At 56.6% G+C, this 15,419-nt stretch carries 9 protein-coding genes and 5 pseudogenes; 7 read left to right on the forward strand and 7 right to left on the reverse strand.

Annotation, left to right across the window (positions count from 1 at the left end; all coding sequences use genetic code 11):
- Window positions 1–14 precede the first annotated feature (14 nt).
- A pseudogene (istA, locus tag DSM25558_RS15320) lies at window positions 15–1,008 on the reverse strand (IS21 family transposase); the annotation flags it as partial.
- 134 nt (window positions 1,009–1,142) lie between these two features.
- Here istA and DSM25558_RS28340 point away from each other — a divergent pair.
- From DSM25558_RS28340 to DSM25558_RS15345, 5 genes and pseudogenes are all read left to right on the forward strand, one after another.
- Window positions 1,143–1,286, forward strand: a pseudogene (locus DSM25558_RS28340) (IS3 family transposase); the annotation flags it as partial.
- 82 nt (window positions 1,287–1,368) lie between these two features.
- The gene (locus tag DSM25558_RS15330; RefSeq protein ID WP_077105601.1) at window positions 1,369–1,758 is read left to right on the forward strand and encodes an IS66-like element accessory protein TnpA; all 390 of its coding nucleotides are present in this window, start codon (window positions 1,369–1,371) and stop codon (window positions 1,756–1,758) included.
- Window positions 1,755–2,108, forward strand: a complete 354-nt coding sequence (gene tnpB / locus DSM25558_RS15335; RefSeq protein ID WP_077105602.1) for an IS66 family insertion sequence element accessory protein TnpB — start codon at window positions 1,755–1,757, stop codon at window positions 2,106–2,108. Before DSM25558_RS15330 ends, tnpB begins: the two co-directional genes overlap by 4 nt.
- Before the next feature lie 69 nt (window positions 2,109–2,177).
- Complete coding sequence (locus DSM25558_RS15340) at window positions 2,178–3,770, forward strand: IS66 family transposase (protein WP_077105603.1); 1,593 nt, start codon at window positions 2,178–2,180, stop codon at window positions 3,768–3,770.
- A 56-nt stretch (window positions 3,771–3,826) separates the two neighbouring features.
- Window positions 3,827–4,099: a hypothetical protein gene (locus tag DSM25558_RS15345; protein WP_045232922.1), complete on the forward strand. Its 273-nt coding sequence runs from the start codon at window positions 3,827–3,829 to the stop codon at window positions 4,097–4,099.
- A 296-nt stretch (window positions 4,100–4,395) separates the two neighbouring features.
- On the opposite strand, the gene gnd is transcribed toward DSM25558_RS15345, so the two are convergent.
- Window positions 4,396–5,412, reverse strand: coding sequence for a phosphogluconate dehydrogenase (NAD(+)-dependent, decarboxylating) (gnd, locus tag DSM25558_RS15355; RefSeq protein ID WP_077105604.1), 1,017 nt, complete (start codon window positions 5,410–5,412; stop codon window positions 4,396–4,398).
- 391 nt (window positions 5,413–5,803) lie between these two features.
- Between gnd and DSM25558_RS15360 the strand changes: the two are divergent.
- Window positions 5,804–5,965: pseudogene (locus DSM25558_RS15360) on the forward strand (hypothetical protein); the annotation flags it as partial.
- A gap of 310 nt (window positions 5,966–6,275) precedes the next feature.
- Here the strand turns inward: DSM25558_RS15360 and DSM25558_RS15365 are convergent.
- Together DSM25558_RS15365 and DSM25558_RS15375 are read right to left on the reverse strand one after the other, a co-directional pair.
- Window positions 6,276–8,486 (reverse strand): methyl-accepting chemotaxis protein, encoded by a 2,211-nt coding sequence (locus DSM25558_RS15365; RefSeq protein WP_083716480.1) that lies wholly within the window; start codon window positions 8,484–8,486, stop codon window positions 6,276–6,278.
- A 1,525-nt stretch (window positions 8,487–10,011) separates the two neighbouring features.
- Window positions 10,012–12,030, reverse strand: coding sequence for a PhoX family protein (locus DSM25558_RS15375; RefSeq protein ID WP_077105606.1), 2,019 nt, complete (start codon window positions 12,028–12,030; stop codon window positions 10,012–10,014).
- A 336-nt stretch (window positions 12,031–12,366) separates the two neighbouring features.
- On the opposite strand from DSM25558_RS15375, the pseudogene DSM25558_RS15380 reads away from it, so the two are divergent.
- Window positions 12,367–12,552: pseudogene (locus DSM25558_RS15380) on the forward strand (IS3 family transposase); the annotation flags it as partial.
- On the opposite strand, the pseudogene DSM25558_RS15385 reads toward DSM25558_RS15380, so the two are convergent.
- The 3 genes and pseudogenes from DSM25558_RS15385 to DSM25558_RS15395 all read right to left on the reverse strand — a co-directional run.
- Window positions 12,550–13,816 (reverse strand): annotated as a pseudogene (locus DSM25558_RS15385) (IS30 family transposase); the annotation flags it as partial. The pseudogenes DSM25558_RS15380 and DSM25558_RS15385 sit on opposite strands and share 3 nt — an antisense overlap.
- Window positions 13,817–14,044: 228 nt before the next feature.
- The gene (locus DSM25558_RS15390) at window positions 14,045–14,563 is read right to left on the reverse strand and encodes a DUF1269 domain-containing protein (RefSeq protein ID WP_077105608.1); all 519 of its coding nucleotides are present in this window, start codon (window positions 14,561–14,563) and stop codon (window positions 14,045–14,047) included.
- 166 nt (window positions 14,564–14,729) lie between these two features.
- Window positions 14,730–15,407, reverse strand: a complete 678-nt coding sequence (locus DSM25558_RS15395) for a YfdX family protein (protein ID WP_077105609.1) — start codon at window positions 15,405–15,407, stop codon at window positions 14,730–14,732.
- Window positions 15,408–15,419: the final 12 nt, after the last annotated feature.

A 15,419-nucleotide genomic window follows, 5' to 3' on the forward strand; every position in this document is an offset into this window, starting at 1 on the left:
TTAGAAGGGCGTCAGTCGAATGGCAGCGCTGGCAGCGGCGCAAGCGCCCTTTTCTCCACCTCCTTGAACAGATCTCGGCGCGACTTGCCGATGTGGCGCATCGGGCGGTTGTTCAAGTCGTCAAGCAGAACCGAGATCGCGGCATTCAGATCGGCCAGACTGAAGAAGCGTCGGTTTCTGAGGCGAGCCAGTATCCAGCGCTCGACGATCAGCACGGCGCCTTCGACCTTGGCTTTGTCACGCGGCTTGCGGCTTCTGGTCGGCAGGATGGTCGTATCATAATGTTCGGCCATGGCGGCGAAGGTGGCGTTGAGCGTGGGCGCAAACCACAGCGCCTTGGCGACGCCTGCCTTCAGATTGTCGCACACGATCGCCTCCGTGACGCCGCCGAAGAAGCTCAGTGCCCGTTCCTGGCCCTCGATCCAGTCCGGTAGTTTCTGGCTGAAGCTGGCATAGCGAATGTCAGCGACGAGGCGGAAAGCATCGCCACGAAGATTTGCGCCGAATGGATGACGCCGGTCGAAGGGTCGGTGATGGGTATCGTATGGCCGGCGTAATCCGTCTGCATCACCGCGCCCGCCTCATGGCGGTTGCGGAAGGTTGCGTGAGCGCGACGTTCGAAGGTGGCAAAACGGTCGCAAAACCATGTGTAGCCGTAGCCGTCGGGACGGCTCGCCCTGTATTCCTGCCAGAGCAGCGTCAACGTCACACCCTTGCGCTTCAGCTCGGCAGAAACAGACCGCCAATTCGGCTCGACCAGGTCTTGTGGCGGTCGGCCAACCCGCCGGAAGAGATGTCGCTCCAGCGCGGCATCATCGTGCAGGCCCGCAGGCAACGGCCAGACCGAAAGTCCGGTCTCCTTCGCTCGCAGCAGATACGTCGCCACAGAGGTTTTGCTGATCTTCAGGCGTTCCCAAACGGCGCGAACCGAAAGGCCCTGTTCATGCGTCAGCTGCAGTATCGATCGAATGTCTTTCACTGTCGTCTCGCTTGCTTCCGTCTTGGCATGGCCCCTCTCAACCGATGATGAGGAGGCAATCTGCCAGAACGGCGCTTGCGAATATCGACCTATAAATCCACGTCCGAGACTGTCCCGGATTAGCGAAACACGCACCATCGACTTCACGACGGTGCTGAAGAAGGCGGAAATCGCCATCTCGATGGACGGCAAGGGCGCGTGGCGGGACAACGTCTTCGTCGAGCGGCTCTGGCGGTCAATCAAATACGAGGAAGTCTACCTACACGCCTACAAAACAGTGTCCGAGGCCCGCGTGGGAATCATCCGTAACCGCTGTTCCACCCCCACGTTGCCCGCTGTCGCCTGATCTGTGATCGAAGTTCCATGGACGAGCGATAAGGAGTTTCTCCATGGGTGCTACGTTGGAGGTTCTCACAACGCGGCGGAGCGGACGTGAGGTGCATCGTCAATGGCCGGATGAGATCAAGGCGCGCATCGTGTCGGAGAGTTTGCGACCAGGTGTGACGGTGAATGAAGTTGCGGCCCGCCACGGGCTGAAGGCCAACCACCTATCGACCTGGCGAACACTGGCACGGCAGGGCAAGCTGGTTTTGCCTGAGCCGGAGGACTCAGTCGAATTCGCGGCCGTAGTCGTCGAGACGCCCGCGCCTGAGCCGCTGAGTGTCAACCCAGTTTGCCGCACCGAGATTGTTGTCGGCCCGGTCACGATCCGTCTTGAGGAAGGTGCGTCTGTTGCCAGAATCGCCGCCATCGCGCGTGCCTTGGTGGCGACGACATGATCTTCCCCTCGAACCGCGTGCGGATCATGGTGGCGACCAAGCCGGTGGATTTCCGCAAGGGTCATGATGGCTTGGCGGCGCTGGTGAAGAACGAACTGCACAAGGACCCGTTTACGGGAACGGTCTTCGTGTTCCGGTCACGCAAGGCGGACCGGTTGAAGCTGATCTACTGGGATGGCTCCGGTATCGTCATGGCCTACAAACGGCTGGAAGAGCACACGTTCACATGGCCCGGTATCAAGGATGGATTGATGACGTTGACCCATGCCCAGTTTGAGGCCCTGTTTGCGGGCCTGGATTGGCGGCGGGTTCATGCCGTCAGGACGAGAACGCCGGAGACCATCGAATAGCTGCGACACGATGACTCAGCACGATAGATTCCGGAAGCAAAACGGATTTGGTTTTGGTAGGCTCTGGCCATGTTGGACGTTGCTAATCTTCCTGATGATGTTGCTGCCGTGAAGGCGATGCTGATCGCAGCCCAGGCACGCGAGACGGCCAAGGACGTCGCGATAGCAAGTAAGGACGAGCATATCGCTCGCAAGGACGAGCGGATCGAACGGCTTGAGAAGCTGGTCGCAGCCTTCAAGCAGGCAGCATTTGGGCGTAAATCCGAGAAGACCGATCCCGACCAGTTCGATCTGGCATTGGAGGACCTGGAAACGGCGATGGCCGCGATCCATGCCGAGGACGAGGGGGACACTCCTGCTGGAACCAAGACGACCAAGCAACGCACGACCAATCGCGGCTCCCTTCCAAAACATCTTCCGCGCGTCGAAGAGGTGATCGAGCCGGAAAGCCTGGTGTGCGCCTGCGGCGGCTGCCTGCATTGCATCGGCGAGGATGTCTCCGAACGCCTCGATGTCGTACCGGCGCAATTCCGAGTTTTGGTCACCCGCCGTCCCAAATATGCCTGCCGTTCCTGCACCGACGGCGTCGTTCAGGCTCCTGCTCCAGCGCGATTAATCCAGGCAGGGCTGCCGACGGAAGCGACCGTCGCCCATGTTCTGGTCTCCAAATATGCCGATCACCTTCCGCTGTATCGGCAGGCTCAGATCATGAGTCGTCAAGGCCTTGATCTCGACCGCTCCACACTTGCGGACTGGGTCGGGCGAGCAGCGTTCGAATTACGTCCGGTCTTCGATGCGCTGATTGCCGATCTGAAGCGTTCAACCAAGCTGTTCATGGACGAGACCCGTGCCCCGGTTCTCGATCCCGGCACGCGCAAGACCAAGACCGGATACTTCTCGGCGTTGGCACGGGATGATCGCCCATGGGGCGGTGGCGCTCCACCTGGCGTGGCCTTCACCTACGCGCCCGGTCGCGGAGGCATTCATGCCGAACGAATATTGCAGGGCTTCTCCGGCGTCCTGCAGGTGGACGGCTATGCCGGATACAACAGGCTGATCGCACCAGAGCGCGTTGGCCCAGACATTCGGCTTGCCTATTGTTGGGCACATGCTCGTCGCAAGCTGGTGGAGATCACCCGTAACGGAACAGCACCCATTGCCGAGGACGGCGTAAAACGGATCGGCGAGCTGTACCGGATCGAAGCCGAATTGCGCGGCCTTGATCCGCAGGCTCGTCTTGCTGGGCGGCAGGAACGGTCTGCACCGCTTGTCGCCGACATGCAGGTTTGGCTCACGCATAACCGCGCCCGTGTCGCTACAAAATCCCCGCTCGGCGAAGCCTTGGCCTACATTGCCAAATACTGGGGTGGTCTCCAAATCTTCCTGACCGACGGTCGCATTGAGATCGACAGCAACACCGTCGAGCGGACCATCCGGCCGATTGCACTGAACCGGAAAAACGCGCTCTTTGCGGGCCACGATGCCGGAGCAGAGAACTGGGCGGCCATCGCATCGCTCATCGAGACCTGTAAACTCAATTCGGTCGAACCGTTGGCCTACTTGACCAGTACACTCGCGGCAATCGTGAATGGCCACAGGCAGAGCCGGATCGATGAGTTGCTGCCGTGGGCATTCAAAAGGGCTATCAAGCCAGCCACTTGACGGGTTCAGCTCCACCGGCATACTCGTCGTCGTGATACAGAAGCTGGACGTGCTAAATGATCGAAGACGACGAACCCAATCTGGTGACTTCTGGCAAAAGTAAGAGGATCGTCGTTGATGGCTATCCGTTCTCCATCGACATCTTCCGACTGGAAACCGATACGACATGGACGCTTGAGGTGGTCGACCACAACAACACAAGTCACGCCTGGGACGAGCAATTCCGATCCGACGCAGAGGCACGGGACGTAGCGGTGAAAGCCATTGAGGCAGAGGGTGCCCTTGCGTTCATGCGTGGAAACAACGTCATTCCATTCCGTCAAGCGTAAACCGACGTGCTCCCAAAACGGCGCTTACAATCATCCGATATCTGAGCTTTTACAATAGCCGACGCCCACATTCATCCCTTGACCGGGAGACGCCGGATCAGGCCTACTTCAACGCGCTGACACCAATGATGGTGGCGGCATAATCGAGGCGGAAATCCACTTAGCAAAACGCCCGAAACTGTTCAGACCAACCGAACCAGCTCTGGCTCGCCGCGCCGCCAATGCGACATGCGCGGAGAATACTTTGTTAAAGAAGACGCCGAGGTGTACCCCGAGCATTAGTTCCTCACTTGTGGTCAACCACCAGTTTTTGCCTTTTCACGGTGGCCACCGAAGGAGAACCGCATGGCAGAGAGGAGCTTGTCAGCGTACAACGACTCACCTTGCGAGTTGAAGCGCTGGAAAAGCGCCGAGGAAAGAACCGGGGCAGGAACGCCGGTGTCGACGGCGGCCTTAAGCGTCCAGCGGCCTTCGCCGGAATCCGAAACCCGACCACTATATGCCGCAAGTGAGGGGTCCTGCTTTAATGCATCGGCCGCCAGGTCCAGAAGCCAGGAACTGATGACGCTACCGTGTCGCCATACTTCTGAAACCGCAGCCATATCAATATCGAACTGGTAATATTGTGGCGTTTGCAGCGGGCTGGTTTCGGCATCCGCATCCTGTGCCTTTTTGCCGGCATTAGCGGCCTTTAGAATATTCATGCCTTCCGCATAGGCCGCCATCATCCCGTATTCGATACCGTTATGCACCATTTTCACGAAGTGACCGGCACCCGCCGGGCCGCAATGAAGATAACCAAGATGGGCTGTGCGCAGGCCCTCGCTCACCTCCTGAGCAGACGTTGTGTCACCGGGAGCAAGCGTTGTGAAGATGGGGTCGAGATGGCGTACTGCCTTATCCGGCCCACCGATCATCAAGCAATAACCACGCTCAACGCCCCAGATACCCCCACTCGTCCCGACGTCGATATAATCGATGCCCTTAGCACGCAGTTGCTCCGCCTTATCCATATCGTCGTGGTAGTAAGAGTTGCCGCCATCAATAATGATATCCCCCGGCTCCATCAAGGCTGCGACCCTATCAACATTCTCGCCCGTAATAGCTGCAGGGAGCATAAGCCATGCACAAGCAGGCTTTTGAAGTTTAGACACGAAGTCCGACATGGAGCTCGCGCCGACCGCGCCCTCGGAAACAAGAGCAGCTACACTTGCGCTGTTGATATCAAATACGACACATTCATGGCCTCCTTCCAGCAGACGCCGAACCATATTTGCGCCCATCCTGCCCAGTCCCATCATTCCGATTTGCATGTGAGTTTCCTTGTAGATCCTGATGTACGTCGCGGCGTGCAGATCAGTTGGGAGGTGAGAATGTCGTGAGCACGCCGTAGGTGAGCATAAACACTACATGTGTCAGCAAGGTTCCAGCGAGTTGGAATGTTTGAAGCGCAGTCGTTAGAGCTATATGTTCAGGCTGTTATTGGATATCTTCCTCAACACGTTTCTAAGTATCAGTATCACCGAATGTCGCGACTAGGTGGGCAATAATTGCTCTTTGGAGTGACGGGACACCACCGAACAGCGTATCAGAATTTTCTGTCCTTCAAAGGAAGAAAAATGCTTGCCTCTTGGAACATTTGACAGTGGATCGACCTTTTGCACGGTGGCATCGCACCCGATCACAAGTCGAGGAGGCCTTCCAATGCAAGACCAATCTACCATTTCACCACATAAATCTCTGCCGCCGCCACGCGACCCTCATCTGCGAGAGCTCGCCAATTGCATCCAGTTTTTGTCCATAGACGCCGTTCTTCAGGCCAAGAGCGGTCACCCCGGAATGCCAATGGGCATGGCCGATATTGCAACAGCAGATAGGTGCCGGCGAGCTCAAGACCTATCCTGAAACTCAATTGACCTGCCACTGCGAAGTTCCTTGCCAAGATTGGCGAGAACAGCGCCGTTCCGACGACCAGTGTTTCTGAAGCCCATGTTAAACAGACCGGTGCCATTGCCGATTGGTATGTCTAAAGCGGCATCATACCGTCACTGCCGGATGTCACCAATGGTGTGGTTTCGCTGATGTAAGCATTCCCATAAGAAGCCGGATCTTGGAACTAATGGTGCAGTCTCCATCAGTTCATGCACCAACAGAAACGTAAGCCCGGGGGTACCTATCAGGCGCGTCTCTTTTGATCAAATATTGGAATCTCCTTATGTTTGGCGTCTGAGCAAAGTCGATCTGATGTCCGTGTGTGCATTTCTAGCTGAAACTGAGACAGCAGAGCGCTCAGCGAGAGGCTTTCCTGCGCCAGCGCGGACCCGGCCGCATTCATTTCTTCAACCATGGCTGCGTTTTGCTGCGTTGCCTGGTCCATGTGGTTCACGGCGGTGTTTACTTCGGCAAGGCCGACAGACTGCTCCTGCGCAGCGGTGGCGATCGCATCCATGTGTGTGTTCACGACCTGGACCAGTAGCTCTATTGCCGTCAGGCCTTCTCCCGTTTCGGTGACAAGCTTGACCCCTTCAGATACTGCCACAGCCGAATTAGAAACAAGCGACTTGATTTCCTTCGCGGCCTTGGCCGACCGCTGTGCCAGTTCACGAACTTCCTGGGCAACAACTGCAAAGCCTTTACCTGCTTCCCCTGCCCTTGCAGCTTCGACACCGGCATTAAGGGCCAGCAAATTGGTCTGGAAGGCGATCTCATCAATCACACCAATAATCTGGCCGATCTGCTGCGACGATTTTTCTATCCGCTCCATGGCAGCAACTGCGTTGCGGACGACCTGACCGGATTGATCAGCGCGGCTACGGGCATTACGGACCACGTCCCGCGCCTCCGATGTACGTTTGGATGTGGCCACAACGTTCGACGTGATCTCTTCTAGCGCGGCGGCTGTTTCCTCCAGCGATGCTGCCTGTTTTTCAGTGCGCTTTGCCAAGGTGTCGGATGCGTCCGAAATCTCTTTTGAACCATCCGTCACTGTTGACACCGAGTTATCGACACTCAGAAGCGCGTCTCGCAGTTGACGAACAGAAGAATTGAAATCTTCGCGTAGGTTTTCAAACTGGGGTGCAAGCGCCTCTCGAACTTCACAGTGCATGTCACCGCTGGCGAGGCGGCGAAGGCTGGCGGCAAGCGATGAAGTCGCTTGATTGAGACGGGAGTCTGCATCAGCTTCGGCCTGCCGCTGAAGTTGCAGCCGTTCATTTTCGGAACGACGACGACTAGTTTCCGCCTCTTCTTCAAGAGATTGGTTGCGCAGCGCAGCCTCGCGGAAGACTTCGACAGATCGAGCGATATCGCCGATCTCGTCTTTGCGCTCAGCAAAAGGGATACTATCCTGCGTGTTACCTGCAGCAAGGTCTGACATCCTCAGGCTGACGCGACGGATCGAACTTGAAAGCCAGCGCGCAATAGCGATCGAAAGCGCAACAGCCACTACTACGAAGGCAGCAAGAATACCCAAGTAAATAAGGAGAGACCAGTATGCCTGTTTGAGTTTCGACGCTGCGTTGGCGTGGAGGTTGTCACCTGCCTCAAGCAAAAGCTTGCCAGCAATCTCACGGCGTTCTGTCATTGCCTTCGTCCAGTTATCAATATCTGACGGCGTTGGCGAGTAGGCGACGTTCTTGGACATACTGTCGATCGTTTGTTGGGCAAAACGACCCGAAGGGGACTGCATAAAGTTATCGAGACCGTCTACAACGGAAGGATCCACAAATTCGCGCAATATTTGATCGTAGATCCTAATCTGAGTGATGACCGAGTTGAAACGAGCGAATTCCTCTAGCGATAGCGTTCCGATACTCGTATATTGAATGCCTAGTCTGTTAAGTACTAAGTAGCCCTCATTGTATTGCAGAAATGCATTATACCCCGTAACACCATGCAACAGATCGCGATCTTCCATGTTGTTCCCAGCACGTGAGGCAAGCTGAATGGATGCGGCGGATATCGGCTGCATATATTGAAGAGGCAACAGCGGACTGATCGGGCCGGCATCAATCGCGGCACGAAACTCAGAAATTCTGGAAAAGCGATCATCGAGATTCCGCTTGATTTCATTCAAAAACGGTTCGCTGTGACCAAGTGACACAACGTCATCATAGCTTGCGACTACAGTGTTATACGCATTGTCAGTGATCTCTCTCGCCTTCAGGCGCTGGTCGGTCGAAGATGCACTTTCGCCCGGAAGTGCAAGCATTAGCTTTCCTCCTGCGGACGAAAGCCGTTCAAGAGCGACCGCGTCCGATAATTTCAGATATGAAGTATAAGTTCCAAAAGTGACGATTGCACCAAGCAACATGACAGCCGCCAGTGGCGTTATAGCCAATACAGTCAATAGCGACTGAAAAGAGAAAAGTCCGATTACCCGATTCATAGTACCCCCGAGATATAACCAACTGACAAAAATGACTTCGGCGAATGTCGTTGCAATATGCGGTTATAACCTTAAGTTTTCACTTCAGATTTGTAAATTCATCCGATATAATGACCTATTTTATAAAGTTTGTTCTTCGATAAATATGGTCTCTACCTTTGCGGACCCTCGACCACGGAGAAATTAACAACATGATCGCAGAAACTGACAGAGGAAACAGACTGGCCGGTTCGGTGATGCATGTCGAAAACGATGCGTTTGAAAGGATGACCGAACGGCGATGATTCTCCTGCTTTCAAAGCACGGAACATAAAGCACTGGCACAGGCTCAGAACCACAGCGCATCAATAGATGTCCGCTGAATCGATCAGAGCGAAGAACATCACATCCGTAGGGATTGAATTGATCAAATAGACTACGCAAAGGTGAGGATAGCTGGGAACAACAGGCGGTACGGTAGTTTCAGGAATTTGACCCAATGGTCGACCAACGGCAGATTGATAAGAGCCGTCCGCTCAGCCCGATCGGCTCTCACAAACCTCCAACGTCGCGACGGGGCCATTCTTCACTCGGACGAATCGATCAGCCCTGATTGATCCCGCGCAACATGGCCCGCTTCTATACGCTTGCGCTGCAGCCGAAGCTGTTCGGCAGCGTCTTCGTCATCCGTAACTGAGACAGGATCGGGACTCTGCGGCAAATAGCAAGACCTACGATGACGGCGATACCGCAGGCTTGCTTGCCGCCGCATCGCAATAGCAACCACCACCACCGATATCGCTGAGAGCACAGGAAAACCAGAAAGCGGGTTCTTGCTGGTTCATGCTCCTTGTAGGCAACTCAAGAGGGCCCGCCTGGGTCGCGAAGCCGATAGCTGTAATTCTCAGTCGCGGTATTGGGACCAAATTAGCTGGTAGCCACCCTCGCCTTCGACTTCCGAGGGTTGCGTAGATCGCTCAGGCGGAGCCAGGTAGACCGAGAGATTTCGGCAGTCAAAAAATAAGTTGTCTTGCTTAGATCGCCCAGCCGTCACTCAAAGGAGCAAAGATCCCCTCCAATACGGGCGGCAACTCAGCGGACCTCCACGTTACGGGTCAAACTGTCTCGCTTAATCAGGCCTTCACCCAGATCAGCAATGCCCGACTGCGTCGCAAAATGCCACAGAATAGCCTGCGTAGTGGTGTCTCCAGGAAAACGGACGATGGTCCCGCGACCAAACTCGGCGATTTGACTTTGCTTGCGCCGGCCCAACCTTGCGCGCAAAAGTGCCGGCACGCCAGATGGGACGCCCATGAAATTGCAAACCCGGGCCGCGCTGAAAGGCTGAACCCAATGGTTTGGCGACGCTTGCATGCGCTAGCGACCCTGACCATCCACAATGGGAAAAGTTCTTGGCGCTCACCAGAACGCGATAAACGCGGTCGAAAAACGCCCCGACCCGATGGCGCCCTTCCCGTGATCTGTGGATTGAAAGGCACAAACACGGCGGCCGCATCCCTCAGGCGCGGCTGCCAGCGTTCGGGCATCAAACGCCGATCTTGCCGCCGCCAGCCTTGGTGATGACGACGACCGAAGGGCGAACCGGCATGTCGTCCTTGAAGTCAGGCCAACGGGTCGAGAGATCCTCGTAGTAGGACAGACGGCCGAAGCCGTCCCAGTCGTCCCCGCCGTCTCCCGGATGCTGAACAGCGACGAAGGCCGTCTGCATATCGGGCAGAAGCAGCGGACCGCACATCTCGGCACCGACCGGAACCCGGAAGAACAGCTTTGACGTTCCGCGCGCATCACCCGTCGTGTCGACGGCAAAGAGGCCATCCGTGCGGCCGGTACCAGACGGCGAGTTTCCGTCGGTGGACACCCAGAGGCGACCATCTGCGTCGACGGCACAATTGTCCGGCATGCCGAACCAGCCGTTCTTCGTGGTTTCCGTCGAGAACGTCGCGCCGACATCGGCGACGGAGGGGTCCCCACACTTCAACAGAACTTCCCAAGTGCCCGTTGTCGCGGTGAAGTCGCCATCGGCCTCGGCGATCTCGATGATATGTCCGAAGACATTCTTGGCGCGCGGGTTTGCGGCGTCGATCTCGTCGCCTTTGCGCTTGCTATTGTTGGTCAGCATGACGTAGACGCGGCCGTTGGCGGCATCTGGGCCAACGTCTTCTGGACGGTCCATCTTGGTGGCTTCCAGAAGGTCGCCGGCGCGGCGGGTCTCGATCAGGACGTCGGCCTGGCTCTTGAAGCCATTGGCCTCCGTCAGCGGACCGACGCCATGGGTGAGCGGCAGCCAGGCGATTGTGCCGTCCTCGGCGAACTTCGCGACATAAAGCGTGCCGTCGTCCAGAAGGTTCATGTTGGCCACCCGATCGTCCGGATTGAATTTGCCCGCCGTCACGAACTTGTAGACATAGTCGAACCGTTCGTCGTCGCCGAGATAGAAGACGACGCGGCCATCCTTGGCGACGATCGACTCGGCACCCTCATGCTTGAAGCGGCCGAGGGCGGTGCGCTTCTTCGGCACCGACATCGGGTCCATTACGTCGACCTCGACAATCCAGCCGAAGCGGTTGGCCTCGTTCGGCTCCTTGGACACGTCGAAGCGCTCGTGGAATTTGCCCCAAGCATAGGTGCCCTCCGGCAGGCCCAGACGCTTGTAGTTGGCGGCTTCTGGATGATCGGTCGGCAGTTCGCCAATGAAGTAGCCGTGGATGTTTTCCTCGGCCATGATATAGGTGCCCCAAGGCGTGACGCCGCCGGCGCAGTTATTGATCGTGCCGTAGACCTTGGTGCCGCTGGCGTCGGCCGCGGTCTGCAGGCGGGCATGGCCCGCAGCCGGACCGCAGATGGCCATTTCGGTCGTTGAGGTGATGCGGCGGTTCAGCGCGCCGCCGCGGACCACCTGCCACTTGCCGCCGTCCTTGCGGATCTCGACCACGGTGCCGCCATGTGCGGCCATTTCGATATCGACGCGCGTCCGGTCGGCCGGCGAGATCTCCAGTTCCTTCACCGTCTTGCCCGATTCATTCTTATTGTCTTTCTCCACCACTTTCACGATACCCGGAAACATCAGGTGTTCGTTAGTATATTCGTGGTTGACGACGAGGATGCCGTGCTCCGATGAGCCGTTGAGCGGAACGAAGCCGACATAGTCGTTATTATAGCCGAACTGGCGGGCTTGGCTTTCCGGCGTCTGGTTCTTCGGGTCAAAGGCTGGCGAATCGGCAAAGAGCGGGTCGCCCCAGCGCAGCAGTATATCGGCGTCGTAACCCTCAGCGATGTGATGCTTCTCGTCCACACCGGCCTCGACCTCGGGGAAAGAGAAGGCCGAGCCGGAGGTGGCGCGGGCATTGTCGGCCGTCATCAGCGCGAGTGGGCTGACCGTTGCGGAGATAGCCGACACGGCAAGACAGCCCTTCAAAAGGCCGCGGCGCGAAAAGCGACGCGAGATAATCTCGCCCATGGTCGCATTGTCTGTGTCGTTATGGCCATCGCCATCGGCTTCCTCCAGTTGGGACGTCGGGAACATGCTCTGCGAGAGTTGGGTCATGCCATCAGATCCTCGTGCTGGCCGCATGATCCGGGATGATCATAGGCGTAGGGGGCAGCCTAGAGGATTGCTGGCAGCACCCCTCTCAGCCGGTACAATGTACCCATACGAGTCCAAGATTACACTTTTGCGACAGTCTAAAATCCCAGTAACCATCATTGAGGTGAATGTGCGGAACCGACATCAGTACGGCGTCTCGCATGTCGGGAACCAAGAGATTTGTGCCGCTCGATGATGTCGTTCGCCAAGATTATCTTCGATATATAGAGAGCCGTATGCGCTAAAATGTGCACGTACGGTTCGGGCAGGAGAAGCGCATCTGCGCTTCTCAATCCACTCGCCACATGGCCGGGCTTTGCTACGTGGCCCTTGTCATCGACGTCTTCGCTCATCGCATCATTGGATGGCGGGCGAGCAGGACGGCGCATGCTGGCGTTGTCCTCGATGCCCTTGAGCAGGATCTCCATGATCGGCGTTGCTCATGGCGGTGTCCCTTTGCATCACTCGGACGGGGGCGTCCAAGGCAGATTCAACTGATTTGAGCAGTCCGTCGAGAGCCTCTGCAGGGGTGCGCCAGTCCAGCGTCGTGCGGGGCCTGGTGTCGAGCGCAGGTACGACAGCTCTGAGTTCATTTGCCCCATGCCTGTTCAGGTCCGTACCCTTGGGAAAGCATTGTCGCAGTAAGCCATTGGTGTTTTTCATTGCTCCCGCGCTGCCAGAGGCTCTGAGGTTCGCACAAGTAGATATAGAGGCCAGTGTCGGTCCGAAGCTGTGCGTGCCGAGCCATCTCGGCACCCTGATCCCAAATCAAGGATCGGCGCAGATGCGCCGGTAGTTCCATGATGATATCGGCGATCGCATCACGGACCGCTTCGGCACCATGCCCAGCAAGGGCTGGTCCGTTTTTTAACAGACTTTTCCAACCCGTGGCGTTCCATACGTGGCAGGTGTAGAAGCATCGTGAACCGAGTTGTTCGTTCGACCAGCGTGCCTATCGCTGAACGCCGAGACTCAGAATGAAATCACCCTCCCAATGGCCAGGTACAGCTCTGTCGCCGATCTCCGCAGGAGGGTCGCTGATCATCAATGCATCCCCGAGAAAGGATTTGCCACGGTTGCGAGCACGTTCACGGGGTAAGCGCAGCGACCGTCAGAGCGCAAGCAGGCCAATAATTCTCGCTTCAGAGCGCCGCGGCCCTGGATAAAAAGCGACTGATAGATGGCTTCGTGACTGATTCGCATGGCCGGGTCCTCAGGGATGTCCAGTCTCAGACGCCGCGCAATCTGTTCGGGACTCCAGGCTTTGGACCAGCGTCGAGTTCGCCGATGAACGGCCCGCCGCCCTTTCCATACCACGACAGGACCCTCAAAGGCGATGCCGTCAGGGGTTCCAATGAGGCCGGCGAGCCGGGTCATGAACGTAGTCACGAAGTACCAGGTTGGTTGCAAGCTTTGCGGCTTTCGGCCGTCGTGCTGCCCGATCAGCATGCCACTGCGCGGTAATGGCCCAGTAGTCGAAGTCGCCGCTGCATGTCGCCGAATTGCGCCTGATCTCGCGCAAGATTTTACTGGGCGTTCGACATAGCTTCCATGCGATGGCACGAATGCCACTGCCGCGAGCACATTCCAATGCAATTTCCTCCCGTACGCTGAACGTCAGGCTGCGGTTTTTGACTGGTGTTGCCGAAGGTGAAAGATGTGTGGGAGGCATGCCACATGAACTCCGAAACCATCGGTTCCCAATGGGGGCAGAGACGCCAGCTTTCACGGTGGCATCCTCGCTGGATGTCGACCATCAGGTTGCCCAGACACCGGCCGAGATGTGACTTCATAGGAGCTTAACGGTCAGCGTACCATCACAGTCCTGTTCTTTTCGATCGGTGTCTGGGTCATTCTAACGGAAAGCCACTCAATGGATCACATTATCGTCGGCGTCGATACCCACAAAGCTAACCACATCGCTGTTGCCATCAATGGAAACGGTGCGCGTTTGGACACCATGACGATTCCGGCGTCACGGTGAATAGTGGTCAGACAGCAACCTCTGTAATTTTGATTCCTGTTGTGGGGAGAGAGAGGTCTTCAACAGCCGACCTCGGACATCTTGCAACTCTGCCATCACTTTGTCAGGCTGTACTTTGCGAATAAGAATGAAAAGCGCTGAGCTGTTAAGGGGAATGGTCTCGCCTAGCGACTTGATGAAGTCGTCATCAATACCATAATCGCTCAAAGAGCCTGCTAGTGCGCCAGTCCCAGCTCCAACTACTCCGCCGATTGCTAGCCCTGCCAATGGGTTAAGGAATAACAGTCCGATCAAGCCTCCCCAGATAACGCCAGATAGCATACCTGAGCTCGCTCCGAGCGCCGTGAGATTAAAGCTTTGCTTGATGTCGATTTTCCGCTCGTTGTCACGCGTGACGACAACAGCGTCTTCCAGATCAATCAAGTACTCTTTTCCCAACCCACGAAGCCTTGACAGGACATTTTCGGCCTCTGTCAAATCGTCAAATCCAATTACAACGAGTTCTGCCATGATGTATACTTCCGTTCTGAAATTTTAGCTCTATTCTTTGGCTTGGCGATTGAAGCGTAACTTATTGTCGGCAATAGCATAGACCGGTGTTGCTCCTACGACGCAAGCCCATTCAGAACGACGGTCCAGGCTGCTGCCCGGACACGTCGCTAGGAAAACTCAGGTCCTATTGAGCAGGCGTGTCGAAAGCCGCCACGGTGTCGAAAACGAGCCCGTCCTCGACCGTCTTCAGCTTGGCGTTTACTTCATAGAACTTGTTCTCGTCGAGAAGCTTGGCGGCATCATCGACGCCGGTTATTGTTTGGTTGAGAGGCAACGCAGCAATGGTTGTGGAAACATCGATGCCAGCAAGCCGCAACGTCTCGACTGCCTTCGACCGTTCGCCTTTTTTCAGGTGCTCGTTGGCCCTCGCAACAGCCTGTTGCTTCTCAGGTGTCGCAACGAAGTCCTCCTCGAGCGTGAACTGACCGTCGATCGGAATCCATGCCGTTTGCGCAGACGCATCAGCTGTCTTACTCTTGGCTGCAGCCGGAGCGCTTGCCGGTGGCTTCATGGCGGCCTCAGCCTTCAAGAAGATGCTGTCATCGGCCTTGGCCTTTTTTAATGCGCTTTGCGCCTCAGCGACCAGCTTCTTCGCGGTGGCCGGATCGGCATCGAAGACGGCGATGCGCGCTAGATGAATGTCGCGGAAGGCGGCGATGCCATCTCTCGACAGTTTAGTGAAATCCTTCTGCGCCGTTACTTCCTTGGTAACGGGTACCTTTGCTGTGTCAGCCGCATACGCTAGGGAGCCGGAAGCAACCGTGGTTGCAAGGATGGCGGCAAACAGGGTCGACATTTTCATGATTAAGGTCCT

This window comes from Agrobacterium sp. DSM 25558, assembly GCF_900100825.1.
Classification (GTDB): Bacteria; Pseudomonadota; Alphaproteobacteria; order Rhizobiales; family Rhizobiaceae; genus Agrobacterium.

Excerpts from the sequence above, each read along its gene's own strand:
- DSM25558_RS15395 (WP_077105609.1), bottom strand. The coding sequence starts at position 15,407 with ATGAAAATGTCGACCCTGTTTGCCGCCATCCTTGCAACCACGGTTGCT.
- tnpB (WP_077105602.1), top strand. The coding sequence starts at position 1,755 with ATGATCTTCCCCTCGAACCGCGTGCGGATCATGGTGGCGACCAAGCCG.
- DSM25558_RS15345 (WP_045232922.1), top strand. The coding sequence starts at position 3,827 with ATGATCGAAGACGACGAACCCAATCTGGTGACTTCTGGCAAAAGTAAG.
- gnd (WP_077105604.1), bottom strand. The coding sequence starts at position 5,412 with ATGCAAATCGGAATGATGGGACTGGGCAGGATGGGCGCAAATATGGTT.
- DSM25558_RS15330 (WP_077105601.1), top strand. The coding sequence starts at position 1,369 with ATGGGTGCTACGTTGGAGGTTCTCACAACGCGGCGGAGCGGACGTGAG.
- DSM25558_RS15390 (WP_077105608.1), bottom strand. The coding sequence starts at position 14,563 with ATGGCAGAACTCGTTGTAATTGGATTTGACGATTTGACAGAGGCCGAA.
- DSM25558_RS15340 (WP_077105603.1), top strand. The coding sequence starts at position 2,178 with ATGTTGGACGTTGCTAATCTTCCTGATGATGTTGCTGCCGTGAAGGCG.
- DSM25558_RS15375 (WP_077105606.1), bottom strand. The coding sequence starts at position 12,030 with ATGACCCAACTCTCGCAGAGCATGTTCCCGACGTCCCAACTGGAGGAA.
- DSM25558_RS15365 (WP_083716480.1), bottom strand. The coding sequence starts at position 8,486 with ATGAATCGGGTAATCGGACTTTTCTCTTTTCAGTCGCTATTGACTGTA.